The sequence below is a fragment of the Rhodococcus sp. 2H158 genome (assembly GCF_053764755.1).
This window is the reverse complement of the sequence record NZ_JBSNCE010000051.1, coordinates 1-17,084: the sequence shown is the minus strand read 5'-3', so window position 1 is coordinate 17,084 and position 17,084 is coordinate 1. Positions and strand designations below refer to the sequence as shown.

Here is a 17,084-nt window from a genome sequence, read left to right as displayed (position 1 = left end):
GCCCCGCCGCGCGTAGTCGATGTCGGGCGGGACGTCGCGCTGCTGCTGCTGCGCGCCCGCCTGAGCGCCGCGACGGGCGTGGGTCCGTGGGAACGGGGGGTTGGCGCGACCACCGGGCTGTCGCTGCGCCATCCGTCGAGTGGCACCGGCGACAACCTCCCGCTGGGGGTAGAAAGCTCCCGCTCGATACCGTTGCCCGCATGACCCGTCCCGACCCGGTCCCCAACTTCACCATGCGCCAGCTCGCGGCGTTCGTCGCGGTCGCCGAGACGGGAACGATCAGCGGCGCCGCCGAGCGGCTGCACCTGTCACAGTCCGCGCTGTCCGCGGCGCTCACCGACCTCGAGAAGTCGCTCCAGACGCAGCTGGCCGTGCGACGGCGGGCGCGCGGCGTGCAGCTGACGGCGATGGGGGAGGCGGTGCTCGCCCGCGCCCGGGTGCTGTTGCACCAGGCGAGCGAACTGCAGGCCGACGCGGTGGGGGAGGGCGGCGGTGTGGCCGGCCCCGTCGCCATCGGGTGCTACCCCGCCCTCGGGCCGACGGTGCTGCCCGCGCTGCTCGCCGGATTCACCCACCGCTTCCCGCGCGCGCGGGTCGAGTTCCGGGAAGACACCCAGAACCGGCTGCGCACCCAGCTCGACAACGGCGAGCTCGACCTCGCGATCGTCTATGACCTCGAACTGTCCGCGGAGTGGCGCAAGGCGACGCTGATGACGCGCGAGCCGACGGTGCTGCTCGACGCGAACCACCGTCTCGCCGGCGGGGACGGCCCGGTGCGGCTGGCCGATCTGCGCGACGACCCGATGGTGCTGCTCGACGCGCCGCCGAGCAGCAACCACGCGATGGAGGTGTGCCGGGGCGCCGGGTTCGCGCCGCGCGTGGCCTACCGCACCTCCAACTACGAGACGGCGAGGGCCTTCGTCGGTCGCGGTCTGGGGTGGACCCTGCTGCTGCAGCGGCCCCCGCTCGACGTGACGTACGAGAATCTCCCGCTCGTCGTCAGGCCACTCGTCGATCCGGTTCCCGACTCCGTCGACGTGGTCGTCGCGTGGCATCAGGACTCGATGCTCAGCCGGGTGACACGAGCATTCATTCACTTCGCGTCCACCGGAGGGACACCCATCGCGAGACCCTGACCTGCGGTGATCCGGAGTACCACGGAATTTCCGGGGTATCAGCACGAATAGTTGCGCTTTTCAACCGCTTGTGATGGGGGTCATGCTTGCCCGGTCCGCCGTGACGCGGGCCGCATCGTGAAAGGCAAGCAACATATGACGATTACCGCGCCGGCACCGTCGCCGGAGGTACTGCAGCGCAAGGCCCGCAAGGCGGCGCTCGGCAGTTTCGTCGGCACCGCGATCGAGTGGTACGACTTCTTCATCTACGGCACCGCCGCCGCCCTCGTGCTCGGGCCGCAGTTCTTCCCCGGCACGTCCGAACTGGCCGGCACCCTCGCCGCCTTCGCGACCCTCGCCGTCGGCTTCGTGGCCCGCCCCATCGGCGGCATCGTCATGGGCCACTTCGGCGACCGCGTCGGCCGCAAGTCGATGCTGGTCACCTCGCTGCTGCTGATGGGCTTCGCGACCGTCGCCATCGGTCTGCTGCCCAACTACGCCGCCATCGGCGTCGCCGCCCCGATCCTGCTGGTGGCCCTGCGCTTCGTCCAGGGCCTCGGCGTGGGCGGCGAATGGGGCGGGGCCGTCCTCGTCGCCACCGAGAACGCCCCCGCCGGCAAGCGCGGCCTCTACGGCGCCGCACCCCAGATCGGCGTTCCCGCGGGCGTCCTCCTCGCCAACCTCGTCTTCCTGCCGCTGACGGCCGTCCTCGACGATGCCGCGTTCGCGGACTGGGGCTGGCGCGTGCCGTTCCTGCTCAGCGCCGTCCTCGTCGGCGTCGCCATGTGGATCCGGCTCGGGCTCGAGGAGAGCGCCGACTTCGAGAAGAGCCGGGACGCCGCCGGGGACGTCAAGCTCCCGCTCGCCGAGGTCCTCGTCAAGCACTGGAAGACCGTGCTGCTCGCCGGCGGCACCTTCGTCGCCACCAACGGCATCGCCTACGCCTACATGGTCTACGTCCTCAAGTACGGGGAGAAGGAACTGGGCTTCGACAAGTCCACGATGCTGTTCCTGCTCATCGCCTCGTGCCCGTTCTGGATGGCCGGCATGGCGATCAGCGCGTACAAGTCCGACATCGTCGGCCGGCGCCGCGTCTACATCGTCAGCTCGATCGCCCTCGTGCTCGTCGCGGCACTGTTCTTCCCGCTGATGGACACCGCGATCCTGCCCGTGATGCTCGTCGCGATGATCACCCTCGGTTTCGCCCTCGGCGCCTGCGCCGGGCCGCAGTCCGCCCTGTTCGCCGAGCTGTTCCCCGCCCACATCCGCTACAGCGGCGCGTCGCTCGGCTACCAGATCGGCGCGATCCTCGGCGGCGGCCTCGCCCCCATCGTGGCGACCTCCCTCTTCGCGGCCTTCGGCACCTCGCTCGCCGTCACCGCGTACTTCGTGCTGATCGCGCTCGTCAGCCTGATCAGCATCCTCCTTCTTCGCCACCCCCACGACCCGTCGGTCGCGGTGGCGCCCTCCCATCGGTCCGAGCAGGAAGTGGCCTGAGGCATGTCGACCTACTACCAGCCCCCCAAGTACCCCGCATCCGACTTCCCGTCGATGCAGCCCGACGCCGAGGCGCTGCCCGTCGTCGTCGTCGGAGCCGGACCCGTCGGCATGGCCGTCGCCCTCGGTCTCGCGCAGCGCGGCATCCCCGTGACGATCCTCGAGGCGGCGGACCAGGTCTCCTTCGGCAGCCGCGCCATCTGCATCTCCCGGCACAGCCTCGAGGCCGCCGCACGCCTCGGCTTCGGTGCCGAGCTCGAGAAGATCGTCCTGCCCTGGGTCGGTGGCCGCAGCTTCTACCGCGACCAGCAGGTGCTGCACTTCCGGATGCCGCAGCGCGAGTTCGATGTGCGGCCGCCGATGATCAACGTCTCGCAGTCCGAGTACGAGCAGATCGTCGTCGACACCATCGAGCAGAACCCGCTCATCACGCTGCACTGGCAGGCGAGCATCGCCGGCATCCTCCGCGGCGACGACGAGGTGACCCTCGAGGTCGACACCGCGTTCGGCAAGCGTCACCTGCGCGCCGCGTGGGTCGTCGCCGCCGACGGCGGCCGCAGCCGCATGCGCGAGCTCGCGGGCCTGCGCCTCGAGGGCACCAACTACGAGGGCCGCTACGTCATCGCCGACATCCACTGGGAGTCGGACCTGCCCGCCGAGCGCATGGTCTGGTTCGATCCGCCGAGCAACCCCGGCTCGACGATCATCATGCACAAGCAGCCGAAGAACATCTGGCGCATCGACTACCAGCTCGACCCGTCCGAGGACGCGGAGATCGAGACCCAGGAAGACGCCATCCGGGCCCGCATCGCCAAGCACCTCGACTGGCTGCAGAACGACCTGCCCTGGACGCTCGAGTGGCACGGGTTCTACAGCGCCCGCGCCCTCGCGCTGCGCGAGTTCACCCACGACCGCATCCTCTTCGCCGGCGACGCCGCGCACCTCGTGCCGATCTTCGGCGTGCGCGGCCTGAACTCCGGCATGGAGGACGCCGAGACGCTGGCCTGGCAGCTCGCCGCTGTCGTCCACGGCAACGCCGACGCCGCGCTGCTGCAGGCGTACTCGATCGAGCGGCACGACGCGTGGGAGCAGAACGTCGCGAACGCCGGCAAGTCCACGCTCATCATGTCCCCGGGAACCCATGGCTACCGCACCACCCGCGACGCGGTGCTGGCGCTCGCCGTGGGCCGCCCCGAGTTCGGTGAACTGATCAACCCGCGCCAGTCCAGCGCCACCCACGCTCGCCTGTCGCCGCTGACCTGGCCGGTCGCGGAGGGCCTGACCGGGGTGCTGCCCGGTGACCCCGTCGAGGACCGCCGCGTGCGGGTCGTCACCGCCGACGGCAGCACCGCGTCGTCGCTCAACGTGGTCCGCGGCACCGGCTTCGCCGTCGTGGGCTTCGGCCTCGACGCCGACGGCAGCGCCGCCCTCGCCGCGGCCGCCGCCGACCTCGCCGCCGCACTCGCGCCGGAGAGCGTGCGCGCCGTTGCCGTCGGCGGTGCCGACAGTCCTGCTGCCGTCGGCGGTGCCGACAGTCCTGCTGCCGTCGGCGGTGCTGCAGCCGACGGGGTCGCGGTGCTCGACGCGCCCGACCTGGCCGAGGCACTCGGCGCGACCGCGGGCGAGGCCTTCGTCATCCGCCCCGACGGCCTGCTGCTGTGCCGGGTGCCGGTCGCCGAACTGTCCGGCGTCGCGGCCGCGCTCCGCGCCGGCACGGCACCCGAGGGCCCGGCCGTCCCCGCACGCCCCGCGCAGGTGCTCACCGACGACGAGCAGCGCCGCGAGAACGTGTGGCTGGGTCTGTCGGATGCGCTCGATCAGGTGGACCCGTCCGACCGGGAAGGCTTCCTGGTCCGGCTCGCCCTGCAGCTCGGCGCGCAGGCCGGCCACCGCGAGTTCGAAGAGGCCATCGCTGCGGCGACCGACACGTCGCCGGTACGCACCGAGGAACTGGCCCCACAGGCCTGAGTCCGTCCGACGACGGCGCCCCCGCCCGGCGATCCCGGACGGGGGCGCCGTCCCGCGTTGTGTGTCAGGCGCCGATGGCGGCGCCGAGCATCGGCCAGGCCCGGTGCAGGTCCTCCTGCCAGTAGCCCCAGGAATGGGTGCCCACGGGACGGAAGTCGACGGTGGCCGGGATGCCGAGCTCGGCGAGCCGTCGCGCCAGCAGATGCGTGCATTCGTTGGTGGCGGCCTCGATGATGCCCCCGACGACGACCTGCTCGGCGAGGTTCGCCGGGTCGCCGGCGACGTTCGGATGATCGAGCCGGTCGTACGGACCGGGCAACCCGGTGCCGTTGGACAGGTAGATCTGCGTCCCGCGCAGCTGCTCAGCGTTGATGTAGGGGTCGTTGGCCACCCATGCGGGGTCGCCTTCGGGACCCCACATGTTGTCGGTGTCGCCGCCACCGCGCACCTCGACGACGAGTTCGACGTAGGTCCGGCCGGGACGGGTGCTCGTCTGGGCGCAGCCACTGAAGGCGCCGACACCGCGGTACAGGCCCGGTGCGGATTCCGCGAGACTCAGCACAGAAGTCCCCGACATCGACAGTCCCGCAATGGCATTAGCCCCGGTGGCGCCGAGAGCCGCGTTGACGATCGGCGGCAGCTCGCGGGTGAGGAAGGTCGTCCACCGGTTCCGGCCGAGGACCGGGTCGTCCTGCTTCCAGTCGGTGTAGTAGCTGAACGCGCCTTCGAGCGGCAGCACCACGTTGACGTCCTTGTCGGCGAAGAAGTCGGCCACGTCGGTGCGGTCGAGCCAGGTGAGGGTGCCGCCGTCGCCGCCGCCGGCGCCGGCGAGCAGGTACAGCACCGGGCGTGGGGCGCTCGTGTCCCGCGGCAGCAGCACCGCCACCGGAATCACGCGGCTCATCGACGCCGAGTACACGTGCAGGGTGCGCTGCCGAGGGCTGTTGTCCTCGCTGCGCTCGAGGTACGAACCGTCGGCGCTCGGGGCCGGCTGTGCCGCCGCGGGTGCGGCCACGGCGAGCGCGGCGGCCGTCAGCGTCGCCGCGACGACTGCCGTCACTCGACGGAACGGTCTCGGACGGCGCATGGGATCACCTTCGGTCGGGACGGGATCATTCGATGCTACGACGCACAAGAGCCCGCACGGGGCATGTGCGGGCTCCTATGCGTCGGACGGTCAGCTGAGCAGATCCAGGATAAGTTCGAGCAGGTCGCCGAGTTCGAGTGAACCGAGCAAATCTTGGAGGCTTGACATGAAAGCTCCTTCATTCTGTTTGTTCGGGCGGACTTTTCATGTGTAACACGAGTGTGGTTGAGTCGCAGGTAATTCGGGTACCGATTGCCCTTTTTTATTTGATATTCGCTATTTCCGCCGGTCAGGGCCGGGGAAACCTGCAGATATATGGGTGAGAATATTGTTCGGACCGCAGCCGGGGCGCGGGGATTCGGAATTATGTGCGATTCGCGCGGTCGGCCCGAAATGTGAATTCCCGGCTACGGCCGGTCGATATTCCGGACGATCCGGGCGGCGAAGGCGTCGATGTCGGCCCAGTCCCGGTGATCGCCGTACCGGCCGCCGGTCAGGCGGAACACCACCCGGCCCAGAGGCCCCGGCCACTGCTCCGGCGCGATCGCCCCGGCGAATGCCCGGTACTCGCGCACGTTCGCCGTCGCCCGCAGCGCCGCCGCCACCTTCGGCTCCTTCATCTTCGGCCGCACCCACCCGGCCAGCCGCGCGGAGATCATCGCGCTCGTCGCACCGATGGTCTGCACCGAGAACAGCCACGCGGGCTTCCCCGCGAGGTGCGCGCGGTGCAGATCCGCGAAACGAGCGGCGGGAGCGAGCCACTGCCCGTTGTGCACCGAACTGCCGAGCACGATCGCGGCGTAGGCCGACGGATCGACCGGCTCGGCCAAATCCCGCAGGTCCGCGTCGTGCCCGGCCTCGGTGAGCCGCTGCGCGATCCGTTCGGCCACGCCGCGGGCCGCCCCGTATGCCGTCGTGTACGCCACCAGTACCTTCACGTGAGCTCCCTCCGCCGACCTGTCCCGATGACGCGACGATTATCCGGCTGTGCCGGAGGGTGCCCGCCAGTTCCCTGGGAAGTCCGGCGCGTCGGGAGTGTCGAGAAAGCTCGAAGCGTCCCTCACGCTCCGCTCACCCGTTATCACGCCCAGGTGGCCCACCCCGGGATGGACGAGCGCCCGGCCCCGCGGCACGGCCGCCGCGGCCTCCCGGAACAGTGCCGCGCCGTAGAAGCCGTCCCGGTCGCCGCCGACCACGAGCACCGGACACGACACCTCGGGGAGCCGGGCGGTCACGTCGAAGCGGTCCTCGGCCTCGGCCACGGCGAGGAAATCGTCGTACCCGTGCCGGGCACCCGACGGCTCGAGCAGCCAGCCCAGCGCCCACAGCAGCCCGCGCGACCACCATCGCGCCCCCGTCGTCGCCGCGAGCTCCGCCATCGCCCGTCGCGGATGCCCCTCGCGCACGGCGGCCGCGGCCCGTCGCTGCACCTCGCGGCCCGGGCCGAGGCGGTGCGCCGACGCCACGAGCACCAACCTGCGCACCAGCGCCGGGTGGTCGAGAGCCAGCTGGAGCGCGACGCTGCCGCCGGTCGAGACGCCGAGGACGTCGACCGGGCCGGGGAAGTGGTCGGGCATCGCCTCCGCGTAGTCGCAGGCGAGATCCGACATGGTGGTCCCCGGCTGCAGGCCCGGCCGGCGGTTCACCCACCACACGCGCCGCGTCGTCGTCCAGGGCGCGATCTGTCCCCACTGGGTGCGGCGGTCGAAGCCGCGGGGTGGCCGGTGGTGATTCGACAGGCCGGGCATGAACAGCAGGGGCGGACCCGTACCGGCGCGCAGGTAGGGCATGCCCGAGTTCCAGGTGCCCTCCTGCGCTGCGATCACGCCGCGTCCAGCGTCCGTGCGATGCTCCTCGCCCAGTCCTCGATCTCCTGCCAGTCCCGGAAATCGCCTTCGGGCAAGAGCTTTCGTCCGGCGGGTAGCTTGCGCAGCAACCGAGCTCCGACACCGAGCGTCTTCGGGTCGAGGGCGCCGAAGAACACGTGATGCTCCCGTGGCGCGACCGCATCGGTCAGCTCCGACAGTTCCTGCGGTGCCGCGCTCTCGCGCACGTTCTGTCCCTGTTCGTCGACCTCGTCGGTGCCGAGCGGTCCGCTGGTGAACAGCCAGACCGGGCGGGCGACGAGTCCGTCGCGGTGCTCGCGGACGAACGCGCTCGCCGCCTTCTCCCAGTGCCCCAGGTAGGCGGAACTGCCGACGACGCAGGCGTCGTAGTCGTCCACCGACGCGGGAGCCGGCAGTTCCAGAGTGTCCGCCGCGTGCCCCTCGGTCCGGATCACCTCGGCGATCCGCTCCGCGATCCCGGCGGTGGCGCCGTGCCGGCTGGCGTAGGCAACGAGAACCTTCATGGCGGATACCCCTGTCGTCGAGCTGTGTTCCTGCCGGCCCGTTCCACCATCGGCCCCGCCGGCGTCACCCGTCAAGCGCTCCTCAGCCGAGTGCGTCGAGGGCCTCCTCGATCGGGGTGTCCCCGTTGTTGAACTCGATGGTGCGCCGCGCTGTCGCGGGCCGGTGCAGCACCGCCGCCGCGACCGCCGCCACGTCCGCCCGCGAGACCTGCCCCTTGCCGGCGTCCGGGTCGATCTCGATCCGGCCCGTCGGCGGATCCAGGGTCAACAGGCTCGGACCCAGGATCGTCCAGTCCAGATCGGTGCCGCGCAGGTGTGCGTCCGCGGCCGCCTTCGCCTCGGCGTACGGATGGAAGCCGTTGTCCTCGGGCACGCCGTGGTCCGGGCCGGCCCCGAAGTACGACACCATGACGTAGCGGCGAGCCCCCGCGCGCTCGGCCGCGGTCATCGAGGCGATCGCCGCGTCGCGGTCGACGGCGTACGTGCGCTGCGGGTTGCCGCCGCCCGCGCCGGCCGACCACACCACGGCGTCGTGACCGGACAGCAGCGGCACGAGTTCGTCGACGCCGAGGTGCTCGACGTCGGCCACGACGGGGGTCGCGCCCGCGGCGCGCACGTCGTCGGCGTGGTCGGGGTTGCGGATCACCGCGGTCACCTCGTCGCCGGCGTCGGCGAGCAGCCGCTCGAGGTGCAGTGCCACCTTCCCGTGGCCGCCGATGATCACGATCCGTGCCATGTCGAATCCTTCCGTCGCCGGCCCGCCCGTCGGGCCGCCTCCCACCATCGCACCACGGCGGTGGTGGTCCGTGGGGGAGCACCGGTCGGCGACGTTCGCTCACCGAACGTTCACGCCCCGGGCACCCGAGGTGCAACGTACAGCGGGCATGCTGGGGCGATGAACCCTGTCGTCCTGGAACTCCGCCACGTCGAATGCGAGGGCCCCGCCGCGTATCTGCCGGTGCTCGAGCAGTACGCGCAGGTGCGCACCGTCCGGCTCGGGCGCGACCCGCTGCCCGCGGCGCTCGACTACGCCGCCGTCGTCGTCATGGGCGGCCCGATGGGCGTCGCCGACGCCGCGACGCTGCCGTGGCTGGCGGAGGAGATCGCGTACCTGCGGTCCGCCGTCGCCGCCGGCATTCCGGTGTGGGGGGTGTGTCTCGGCGCGCAGCTGCTCGCCGCGGCCCTCGGCGCCGACGTCTACACCGGCCCCGTCCCGGAGGTCGGCGTGGGCGAGGTGGAACTCGCGCACGCCTCGGCCGCCGACCCGGTGTGGGGCGAGCTGCCGTCCACCTTCCCGGTGCTGCAGTGGCACGCCGACACCTTCGACCTGCCGCCGGGCGCCACCCTGCTCGCGTCGTCGCGGGCCTACCCGAACCAGGTGTTCCGGCACGGCAGCAGTTACGGCGTGCAGTTCCATCTCGAGGCCGACGCCGGCCAGCTCGGTGACTGGCTCGCGATCGACGAGTACCGGGCGTCGCTCGAGGCGGCCCTCGGGCCCGGGTCCGCCGACGCCGTCGCCGCCGAACTTCGGTCGGTACAGCCCGAGACCGTCGCGCACGCGACGGCCGTGATGAAGCGGTGGCTCGAGACGTACGTCGTGTGAGCGCTCAGGCCTGCAGACCGGCCCGCTCGAGCGCCGCGCCGACGAGGTGCTCGGCGATCGCCATCGACGACGTCGCGCCGGGGGAGGGGGCGTTGCGCAGGTGGACCACGCGCCCGTGCCCGGTGATGACGAAGTCGTCGACGAGCGAGCCGTCGGCCTCCATGGCCTGCGCGCGGATCCCCCGCGGGCCGGGCAGCACGTCGGCGACGGTCAACCCGGGCACGTACTTCGCGGCCTCGGCGACGAACCGCCGGATGCTCACGGCCGTGCGCAGCTCGCGCGTCGCGGCCGGGACGTTGCGGACCGCGAAGCGGTGGAATCCGGGGAAGACGAGGGCGTCGCGCAGGTCCCGCAGCGACCCCGACCGGCGGCCGTACGCCTCGCGGCCCGGCGCCAGGAACGCGTTGGGCCCGACCATGATCGCGCCGTCGATCCGTTTGGTCAGGTGCACGCCGAGGAACGGGTACCGCGGATCGGGCACCGGATAGATCAGTCCGCGCACCCGCCCGGCCGCCTCGGGCCGCAGCAGGTGGTAGTCGCCGAGGAACGGCACGATCGCGGGTGTCGCGAGGTCCCCGGCGCCGTGGGCGAGCCGATCCGACTGCAGGCCCGCGCACGTGATCACCAGGTCGAAGCCGTCCGTGCCGGTGTCGGTGCCGACGAGCACCTCGTCGCCGCGGGAGCGGATCGCCGTGACGGGCGTGGCGAGCCGGACGGTGCCGCCCGCCGCGGTGACGTCGTCGGCGAGGGCGGTGGTCACCGCGACGTAGTCGACGATGGCGGTGTGGGGGGAGTGCAGGGCGGCGATGCCGCGCGCGTGCGGCTCGATGTCGGTGATCTCGTCGGGCCCGATCCGGCGGATCCCCGGCACCCCGTTGGCGACGGCCCGGTCGTGGATGGCGTCGAGACGCCCGAGTTCGCTGTCGTCGAGCGCGACGACGAGCTTGCCGCACTCCTCGTGCGGCAGTCCGCGGGCGGTGGTGAACTCGGCCAGCAACTGCACCCCGCGCCGGCACAGGCGCGCCTTGAGGCTGCCGGGCGGATAGTACAGCCCGGCGTGCACCACCCCGCTGTTGTGGCCGGTCTGGTGCGCGGCGAGCCGGGGTTCCTTCTCGAAGAGGGTGACGTCGGCCCCGTGCATCGCCAGCTTCCGCGCGGTGGCGGCGCCGATGATCCCCCCGCCCACGACGGCGGCCCGCAGCGAACCCATGCGCGCCAGCCTACGAGCCGGCGGCCGAATGTCACACGGGTTCGCTTGGATCGAACGCGTGTGACATTCGGCCACACACCCGGTGGCTCAGCGGTTGCGGTCGGAGCTGTAGCCCCACAGCCAGTCGGTGTACTTGTAGCTCGACGTGTCGCGGATGCGGAACAGCTCGTTGCGGGCCTCGCGGCCGGCACCGTCGAGGTGCCAGAGGTCGCCCCACATGCGACCGGTGGTGAGGATGCGGTTGCAGCGCGGTGCGCGCTCGGCGTTGACGTCGCGCAGGATCTTCGGCCAGTTGGCGTTGTCGCCCTGGTAGTCCTCGGCGGCGTAGTCGGCCAGGCACTTGGCGTCCTCGAGTGCCATGACGGCGCCGGAGGCGAGGTACTGCAGCGGCGGGTGCGCGGCGTCGCCGAGCAGGATCATGCGGCCGTCGACCCAGTTGTCGATCGGGTTGCGGTCGAACATCGGCCACCAGCGGTCGGTCCACAGGTACTTCAGCGCGGCCTGGACGCTTTCGTGGCAGTGGTCGTAGGCGTGCGCGAGCTCGTCCGGGCTGCCCCACTTCTCTTCACCGCGCAGGAATGCGGGCGACTGGAAGACGGCAACCTGGTTGAGCATCTCACCCTGGCGCAGCGGGTACTGGATGAAGTGGCAGCGCGGGCCGATGTAGCCGACGACGTCCTCGATCTCTTCCTCGAGCGGGACCTCGTTCATCGGGAACGTGCCGCGGAAGGCGACGTATCCGGAGCCGACCGGCTTGTCGTCGGACAGCTTCGGGCGCAGCCGCGAGTGCAGGCCGTCCATGCCGAGAGCGATGTCGCCGACGTGCTCCTCACCGTTCTCGAGGATGACGCGGACCTTGTCGCCTTCGGTGACGACGTCGTTCACGGGGGCGTCGGTGCGCAGGTCGGCGCCGGCCCGGCGGGCGGCCTCGACGAGCACCGCGTGCAGATCCGAGCGGTGGACGACGAAGTACACGCCGCCGTAGTGCTGCTGGTAGTCGTGGCCGAGGTCGACCTTGGTGAGGATCTCGGCGGTGACGGCGTCGCGGAAGACGAGGTTCTTCGGCAGGACACCCTTGGAGATGACCTCGTCGTAGACACCGAGCGCCTGGAGGATGCGGGAGCCGTGCGGGCCGATCTGCAGTCCGGCGCCCACTTCGCCGAACTCCGAAGCGCGCTCGAACAGCGTGACCTCGGCTCCCCTGAGGGCGAGGGCGAGGGCGTTGGCGACTCCGCCGATGCCGCCGCCGGCGATGAGAACCCGCGCGTCCTTCAGATCGGACATGACACTCCTTGTGGTCGGTAGATCGATATGACGAATGGATCAGTGGGCTATGATCGGGCCGCGCGGCGCGTCGTCGCTGACAGGGAAGCGCTTCCACACGACGGTCAGCAACAGCGAGGCGATCAGCGCGCTCACGCCGAAGAGGATGAAGTTCGAGTTCGCGCCCAGTCCGGCGGCGAGCAGCCAGCCGCCGATCTGCGGGGCGGCGACGGCACCGATCCGGCCGACGCCGAGTGCCCAGCCGAGCGCGGTGCCGCGCAGATGGTCGGGGTAGTAGGAGGCCACCGCCGCGATGATGAGGCACTGCGTTCCGTGGGTGCCCACGCCGGCGAGCACGAAGATCGCGTACACCACCGCCGTGGGCGGGGAGAGCAGCAGGGTGAGCAGGGCCACGCCGGCGACGAACGCCGCGACGATGCTGGTGGGCACGGTGCCGAACCGCACGCCGCCCCACGCGGTGATGAACGAGCCGGCCACCGCGCCGAGGTTCAGCGCCAGCGCGAAGGTCAGGGCGCTGCCGAGGTCGGTGCCCGTGTTCTGCATGAGCTTCGGCAGCCACGTGCCCAGGCCGTACCAGGCGAGCAGCGTCACCACGGTGACCAGGGCGAACATGATGCTGATGGTCCGGAACCTCGAGCCGAGCAGTTCGCGGAAGCCGCCGCCGGCAGGGGCGTCCGTCTTGGAATGGGTGTTGGGCAGGTACTTCAGCGCCAACGGCACGAGGACGAACAGGGGCACGAGCGCGAACAGGAACATCGGGCGCCAGCCCCAGTTCGGGATGACCGGGATGCCGAGCAGGGCCGCGATGGATCCGCCGATCGGCACGCCGGACATCATCATCGTCGCGACGGCGGCGCGCCACCGCCGCGGAACGAGTTCGGCGGCCAGGGCGTTCGACGTCGGTACCAGGCCGCCGAGGCCGAGTCCGGCGATCAGCCGCATGGCGCCGAACATGAACGGACCGGTGGCGAAGGCACAGAGCGTGGTGAACACCGACAGCACCACCACGCAGCCGATGACGGCCTGCTTGCGGCCGATCGCGTCGGACAGGCGCCCGGCGAGCACCGCGCCGATCATCATGCCGAGGAACGCGAGGCTGCCGAGGGTTCCGGCGGTCGAGGAGCTGATGCCCCACTCGTCCTGGAGGCTGGAGATGACGTTGCCGTAGACGATGAGGTCGTAGCCGTCGAAGACGACGAACAGCCAGCAGACGATCACGGCGAGCGCCGTGCCGCGATTCAGGACGATCGTGCGTTCGCCGGGGGCGGCGTCGGCGCCAGGGGAACTGTGCATGGCTCTACCGTGATGCGCCCCACGCTCCGGTGCAATAAAGTTCTGGTGTGCAGAAAAAGTCCGCGGCCCCGAAGAAGGCATCGAAGACCATCACCCGGCCGTCGTATGCCCTGGAATCGGTGGACAACGCCCTGCGCCTGCTGCAGATGCTCCGCGACGTCGGTGCGCTGCGGCTCAAGGACGCCGCCGAGGAACTCGGGACGGCCCCGTCGACGGCCCACCGCCTGCTGTCGATGCTGGTGTATCGGGGGTTCGCCGTGCAGGACGAGAAGCGCCGTTACCACCCCGGCCCGGCGATGGGAGTGGGACCCGCGCAGCAGGGCTGGACGCGGGAACTCACCGAACTCTGCCGGCCGCACATGGAGGCGCTGGCGATCCTGACCGGCGAGACGATCAACCTCGTCATCCGGGTCGGGTCGCAGGCCCGGTTCCTCTACTCCGCGGAGTCCGAGTCGATGCTGCGGGTCGGCGACCGGCAGGGTCAGGTGCTGGCCGCCGAGCTCACGGCCGGAGGTCGAATCCTGTTGGCGGAGTTGCCCAGGCAGACGCTCGAGCAGCTCTACCTGAGGCCGCCGGAAGAGCCCCACATCGATCCGCGCCGGACCGCGGGGTACGGGGTGGACCGCCGGCTCGCCCCCGGGGAATTCGAGGTGTTCTTCGCCGAGCTCGAGGCGGCCCGCAGGGTGGGGTTCGCCGTCAACGTGGAGCAGACCGAGGAGGGAGTCGCCGCATTCGGTGTCGCCGTCCGCAACGGCCGCGGGCGGGCGATCGCGGCGATCACGGCCGCGGTGCCGATCACGCGGTACCGCCAGCATCTGAACGGGTCCCTCGTCTCCCGGATGCGCGCGACGGTCCGGGGGATCGAGGTCGACGTCGCGCACATCGAATGACGCGGCCCGGGCCCTGTGGCGGGTGGCGCGGGGATTCCGCATAGAAGAATTGTTTGTGCTGCGGGAGGGCGGGCGACCTACGTTGAGAGCAACGCCGCATGTGTCCCGCTTCACGAGGAGAGGTCATGACCGCTACCGAGAACACCGATCCGGAGCTGCAGCAGCTCTACGCAGACTTCGAGACCGAGCACCTCAATCCGCTGTGGACCCAGCTGGGCGACCTGATGCCGATGGCCCCGACGTCCAAGGCCGTGCCGTTCGTGTGGAAGTGGTCGACCCTGTACCCGCTGGCCCAGCGGGCGGGCGATCTCGTGCCCGTCGGCCGCGGCGGCGAGCGGCGTGCCATCGCGCTGGCCAACCCCGGTCTCGGCGGCGTCCCCTACGTCACCCCCACGCTGTGGGCGGCGATCCAGTACCTCGGCCCCAAGGAGACCGCGCCCGAGCACCGGCACTCGCAGAACGCCTTCCGGTTCGTCGTCGAAGGCGAGGGCGTGTGGACCGTCGTCAACGGCGATCCGGTGGCCATGTGCCGCGGCGACTTCCTGCTCACTCCGGGCTGGAACTTCCACGGCCACCACAACGAGACCGACCATCCGATGGCGTGGATCGACGGCCTCGACATCCCGTTCGTCCACTACACCGACACCGGGTTCTTCGAGTTCGGCTCCGACGGCGTGACCGACGAGTCCACCCCGGACGTCTCCCGCTCCGAGCGGCTGTGGGTGCACCCCGGCCTGCGCCCGCTCGTCGGCCTCGACGCCAAGTCCAGCTCGCCGATCGCGTGCTACCGCTGGAAGTACACCGACGCCGCCCTGAACGAGCAGCTCGCCCTCGAGGACGAGGGCTACGCCGCCACCCCGGAACCCGGCCACGCCGCCATCCGGTACACCAACCCGACCACCGGCGGCGACGTCATGCCCACGATCCGCGCCGAGTTCCACCGGCTGCGCGCCGGCGCGCACACCCGCACCCGGCGCGACGTCGGCTCGACCGTGTTCCAGGTCTTCGAGGGCGAAGGTCGCTTCCACCTCGGCGGCCAGGACCACACGGTCACCAAGGGGGACATGATCGTCGTGCCGTCCTGGGTGGAGTGGTCGCTCGAGACCGACGGCGGCGTCGACCTGTTCGCCTTCTCCGACGCCCCGATCGTCGAACGCCTGCACTTCAACCGCACCTACATCTCCGAAGGAGCCTGACCCGACATGCGACTCGCCACCCTCCGCCTCGACGGCACGACCGCCGCCGTGCGCGTCGATTCCGACACCACCGCCACCGTGATCGACGGCTACGCCGACCTGTCCGCGCTGCTGACCGACCCGGACTGGAAGACCGTCGCCGAGCAGGCCTCCGGGCGCACCGTCGACCTGACGAACGCCGGCTACGCGCCGGTCGTGCCGAACCCCGGCAAGATCGTCTGCGTCGGGTTGAACTACGGGACCCACATCAAGGAGATGGGCCGCGACCTGCCCGAGTACCCGACCCTGTTCTCGAAGTTCAAGGAGGCCCTCACCGGCCCCTACGACGACGTGATCGTCCCCGAGTACGCCGCCGCGCAGCTCGACTGGGAGGCCGAGCTGGCCGTCGTCATCGGCAAGCAGGCGTACCAGGTCTCCGAGGCCGACGCCGAGCAGTACATCGCCGGCTATTCGGTGATCAACGACTACACGATGCGCGACTACCAGTACCGCACGCTGCAGTGGGATCAGGGCAAGACGTTCGAGAAGACCAGCGGCTTCGGTCCGTTCCTGAGCACCGACTACGCCCTCGGCTCGCGCATCGAGACCCGGCTCGAGGGTGAGGTCATGCAGTCGGCCACCACGGACGACCTGGTGTTCACCCCGGCCAAGCTGGTGGACTACATTTCCCACATCGTCACCCTGCAGCCCGGCGACGTCATCATCACCGGCACCACCGGTGGGGTCGGGCACGCCCGTAAGCCTGCTCGCTACATCCAGAACGGGGAGACGGTCGAGGTCAGCATCGAGGGCCTCGGTTCGGTGCGCAACAAGACCATCGTCAAGTAGGAGCTCACCCGTGGGGTTCAACGATCTCGACCTGTCCGAGCGGCTGCTGATCGCCCGGCGCGGCACCGCGTACTTCTCCCAGCGTCTCGCCGAACTCACCGACGACGAGCTGGACGCACCGACCGCGCTCGAGGGGTGGACGCGTAAGCACCTCGTCGCGCACGTGGGCTACAACGCCGCGGCCCTGTGCCGGCTCATGGACTGGGCCGCCACGGGCGTCGAGACGCCCATGTACGCCTCCACCGAGCAGCGCGGACAGGAGATCGCCGAGGGCGCCACCCTCAACGCGGCGGCGCTGCGGAACCTGTTCACCCACACCGTGGCCCGGCTCGACGAGAAGTGGCGGCACCTGCCGGAGTCGGCGTGGCAGGCGCAGGTCCGCACGGCGCAGGGCCGGATGGTTCCGGCCGAGGAGACCGCCTGGATGCGCACCCGCGAGGTGTGGATCCACGCGGTGGATCTGGGCAACGGCGCGCGCTTCGGCGACTTCCCGCCCGTCGTCCTCGACTCGCTGCTCGACGACATCGTGGGGATGTGGCGCAAGAAGGATCTCGGCGCCGGCCTCGTGCTCGAGGTCGACGGTCGCGACCCGATCGCCGTGCAGCAGGACGCCGACCCGGTCACCAAGGTGAGCGGCCCGCTCGCCGCCGTGGTGCGCTGGGCCGCCGGACGCGGCGCCGTCAGACTCACCGCCGGCGCCGACGTGCAGCCGCCGCGCTGGCTCTGATCACCCCACACGACGACGGGGGCCTGCGACCGGACA

General features: G+C 71.0%; 16 protein-coding genes. 8 read left to right on the top strand and 8 right to left on the bottom strand.

Going from position 1 to position 17,084, the window contains the following annotated elements; genetic code table 11:
• Window positions 1-200: 200 nt before the first annotated feature.
• The 3 genes from ACWPOB_RS28190 (at window position 201) to ACWPOB_RS28180 (ending at window position 4,580) form a co-directional block, all read left to right on the top strand.
• The gene (locus tag ACWPOB_RS28190) at window positions 201-1,136 is read left to right on the top strand and encodes a LysR substrate-binding domain-containing protein (protein WP_455402833.1); all 936 of its coding nucleotides are present in this window, start codon (window positions 201-203) and stop codon (window positions 1,134-1,136) included.
• A 135-nt stretch (window positions 1,137-1,271) separates the two neighbouring features.
• Complete coding sequence (locus ACWPOB_RS28185; RefSeq protein WP_455402832.1) at window positions 1,272-2,612, top strand: MFS transporter; 1,341 nt, start codon at window positions 1,272-1,274, stop codon at window positions 2,610-2,612.
• Between the two features lie 3 nt (window positions 2,613-2,615).
• Entirely contained in the window at window positions 2,616-4,580 is a 1,965-nt protein-coding gene (locus tag ACWPOB_RS28180; protein ID WP_455402831.1) for an FAD-dependent monooxygenase, read from the top strand.
• Window positions 4,581-4,644: 64 nt separating this feature from the next.
• Here ACWPOB_RS28180 and ACWPOB_RS28175 read toward each other — a convergent pair whose 3' ends face one another.
• The 5 genes from ACWPOB_RS28175 to ACWPOB_RS28155 all read right to left on the bottom strand — a co-directional run bounded on the left by ACWPOB_RS28175 (window position 4,645) and on the right by ACWPOB_RS28155 (window position 8,753).
• A complete protein-coding gene (locus tag ACWPOB_RS28175; RefSeq protein ID WP_455402830.1) occupies window positions 4,645-5,667 on the bottom strand; it encodes an alpha/beta hydrolase in 1,023 nt (340 codons plus the stop codon).
• Window positions 5,668-6,074: 407 nt separating this feature from the next.
• On the bottom strand, window positions 6,075-6,605 hold the full coding sequence (locus ACWPOB_RS28170) for a flavodoxin domain-containing protein (RefSeq protein WP_455402829.1): 531 nt from the start codon (window positions 6,603-6,605) through the stop codon (window positions 6,075-6,077).
• Window positions 6,606-6,644: 39 nt separating this feature from the next.
• Window positions 6,645-7,493, bottom strand: a complete 849-nt coding sequence (locus ACWPOB_RS28165) for an alpha/beta fold hydrolase (protein ID WP_455402828.1) — start codon at window positions 7,491-7,493, stop codon at window positions 6,645-6,647.
• Window positions 7,490-8,017, bottom strand: a complete 528-nt coding sequence (locus ACWPOB_RS28160; RefSeq protein ID WP_455402827.1) for a flavodoxin domain-containing protein — start codon at window positions 8,015-8,017, stop codon at window positions 7,490-7,492. The genes ACWPOB_RS28165 and ACWPOB_RS28160 overlap by 4 nt, the downstream gene beginning before the upstream one ends.
• Window positions 8,018-8,099: 82 nt before the next feature.
• A complete protein-coding gene (locus tag ACWPOB_RS28155; RefSeq protein WP_455402826.1) occupies window positions 8,100-8,753 on the bottom strand; it encodes an SDR family oxidoreductase in 654 nt (217 codons plus the stop codon).
• 159 nt (window positions 8,754-8,912) lie between these two features.
• Here ACWPOB_RS28155 and ACWPOB_RS28150 point away from each other — a divergent pair, with 159 nt between their 5' ends.
• Window positions 8,913-9,620 (top strand): type 1 glutamine amidotransferase, encoded by a 708-nt coding sequence (locus ACWPOB_RS28150; protein WP_455402825.1) that lies wholly within the window; start codon window positions 8,913-8,915, stop codon window positions 9,618-9,620.
• Window positions 9,621-9,624: 4 nt separating this feature from the next.
• Here the strand turns inward: ACWPOB_RS28150 and lhgO are convergent, their stop codons facing one another.
• The 3 genes from lhgO to ACWPOB_RS28135 form a co-directional block, all read right to left on the bottom strand.
• Entirely contained in the window at window positions 9,625-10,830 is a 1,206-nt protein-coding gene (gene lhgO, locus ACWPOB_RS28145) for an L-2-hydroxyglutarate oxidase (RefSeq protein WP_455402824.1), read from the bottom strand.
• Window positions 10,831-10,917: 87 nt separating this feature from the next.
• Window positions 10,918-12,114, bottom strand: a complete 1,197-nt coding sequence (locus ACWPOB_RS28140) for an FAD-dependent monooxygenase (protein WP_100057179.1) — start codon at window positions 12,112-12,114, stop codon at window positions 10,918-10,920.
• A gap of 39 nt (window positions 12,115-12,153) precedes the next feature.
• Entirely contained in the window at window positions 12,154-13,407 is a 1,254-nt protein-coding gene (locus ACWPOB_RS28135) for an MFS transporter (protein ID WP_455402823.1), read from the bottom strand.
• A gap of 47 nt (window positions 13,408-13,454) precedes the next feature.
• On the opposite strand from ACWPOB_RS28135, the gene ACWPOB_RS28130 reads away from it, so the two are divergent.
• From ACWPOB_RS28130 to ACWPOB_RS28115, 4 genes are all read left to right on the top strand, one after another.
• The gene (locus ACWPOB_RS28130; RefSeq protein ID WP_100057181.1) at window positions 13,455-14,297 is read left to right on the top strand and encodes an IclR family transcriptional regulator; all 843 of its coding nucleotides are present in this window, start codon (window positions 13,455-13,457) and stop codon (window positions 14,295-14,297) included.
• A gap of 125 nt (window positions 14,298-14,422) precedes the next feature.
• Window positions 14,423-15,493: a cupin domain-containing protein gene (locus ACWPOB_RS28125; RefSeq protein ID WP_455402822.1), complete on the top strand. Its 1,071-nt coding sequence runs from the start codon at window positions 14,423-14,425 to the stop codon at window positions 15,491-15,493.
• Window positions 15,494-15,499: 6 nt separating this feature from the next.
• On the top strand, window positions 15,500-16,321 hold the full coding sequence (locus ACWPOB_RS28120) for a fumarylacetoacetate hydrolase family protein (protein ID WP_455402821.1): 822 nt from the start codon (window positions 15,500-15,502) through the stop codon (window positions 16,319-16,321).
• Between the two features lie 10 nt (window positions 16,322-16,331).
• On the top strand, window positions 16,332-17,048 hold the full coding sequence (locus ACWPOB_RS28115) for a maleylpyruvate isomerase family mycothiol-dependent enzyme (protein ID WP_455402820.1): 717 nt from the start codon (window positions 16,332-16,334) through the stop codon (window positions 17,046-17,048).
• Window positions 17,049-17,084 lie beyond the last annotated feature (36 nt).

What these genes read in the sequence shown, in the direction of transcription:
- ACWPOB_RS28135 (WP_455402823.1), bottom strand. Translation starts at nt 13,407, where the DNA reads ATGCACAGTTCCCCTGGCGCCGACGCCGCCCCCGGCGAACGCACGATC.
- lhgO (WP_455402824.1), bottom strand. Translation starts at nt 10,830, where the DNA reads ATGGGTTCGCTGCGGGCCGCCGTCGTGGGCGGGGGGATCATCGGCGCC.
- ACWPOB_RS28190 (WP_455402833.1), top strand. Translation starts at nt 201, where the DNA reads ATGACCCGTCCCGACCCGGTCCCCAACTTCACCATGCGCCAGCTCGCG.
- ACWPOB_RS28180 (WP_455402831.1), top strand. Translation starts at nt 2,616, where the DNA reads ATGTCGACCTACTACCAGCCCCCCAAGTACCCCGCATCCGACTTCCCG.
- ACWPOB_RS28160 (WP_455402827.1), bottom strand. Translation starts at nt 8,017, where the DNA reads ATGAAGGTTCTCGTTGCCTACGCCAGCCGGCACGGCGCCACCGCCGGG.
- ACWPOB_RS28125 (WP_455402822.1), top strand. Translation starts at nt 14,423, where the DNA reads ATGACCGCTACCGAGAACACCGATCCGGAGCTGCAGCAGCTCTACGCA.
- ACWPOB_RS28175 (WP_455402830.1), bottom strand. Translation starts at nt 5,667, where the DNA reads ATGCGCCGTCCGAGACCGTTCCGTCGAGTGACGGCAGTCGTCGCGGCG.
- ACWPOB_RS28120 (WP_455402821.1), top strand. Translation starts at nt 15,500, where the DNA reads ATGCGACTCGCCACCCTCCGCCTCGACGGCACGACCGCCGCCGTGCGC.
- ACWPOB_RS28150 (WP_455402825.1), top strand. Translation starts at nt 8,913, where the DNA reads ATGAACCCTGTCGTCCTGGAACTCCGCCACGTCGAATGCGAGGGCCCC.
- ACWPOB_RS28140 (WP_100057179.1), bottom strand. Translation starts at nt 12,114, where the DNA reads ATGTCCGATCTGAAGGACGCGCGGGTTCTCATCGCCGGCGGCGGCATC.
- ACWPOB_RS28155 (WP_455402826.1), bottom strand. Translation starts at nt 8,753, where the DNA reads ATGGCACGGATCGTGATCATCGGCGGCCACGGGAAGGTGGCACTGCAC.
- ACWPOB_RS28185 (WP_455402832.1), top strand. Translation starts at nt 1,272, where the DNA reads ATGACGATTACCGCGCCGGCACCGTCGCCGGAGGTACTGCAGCGCAAG.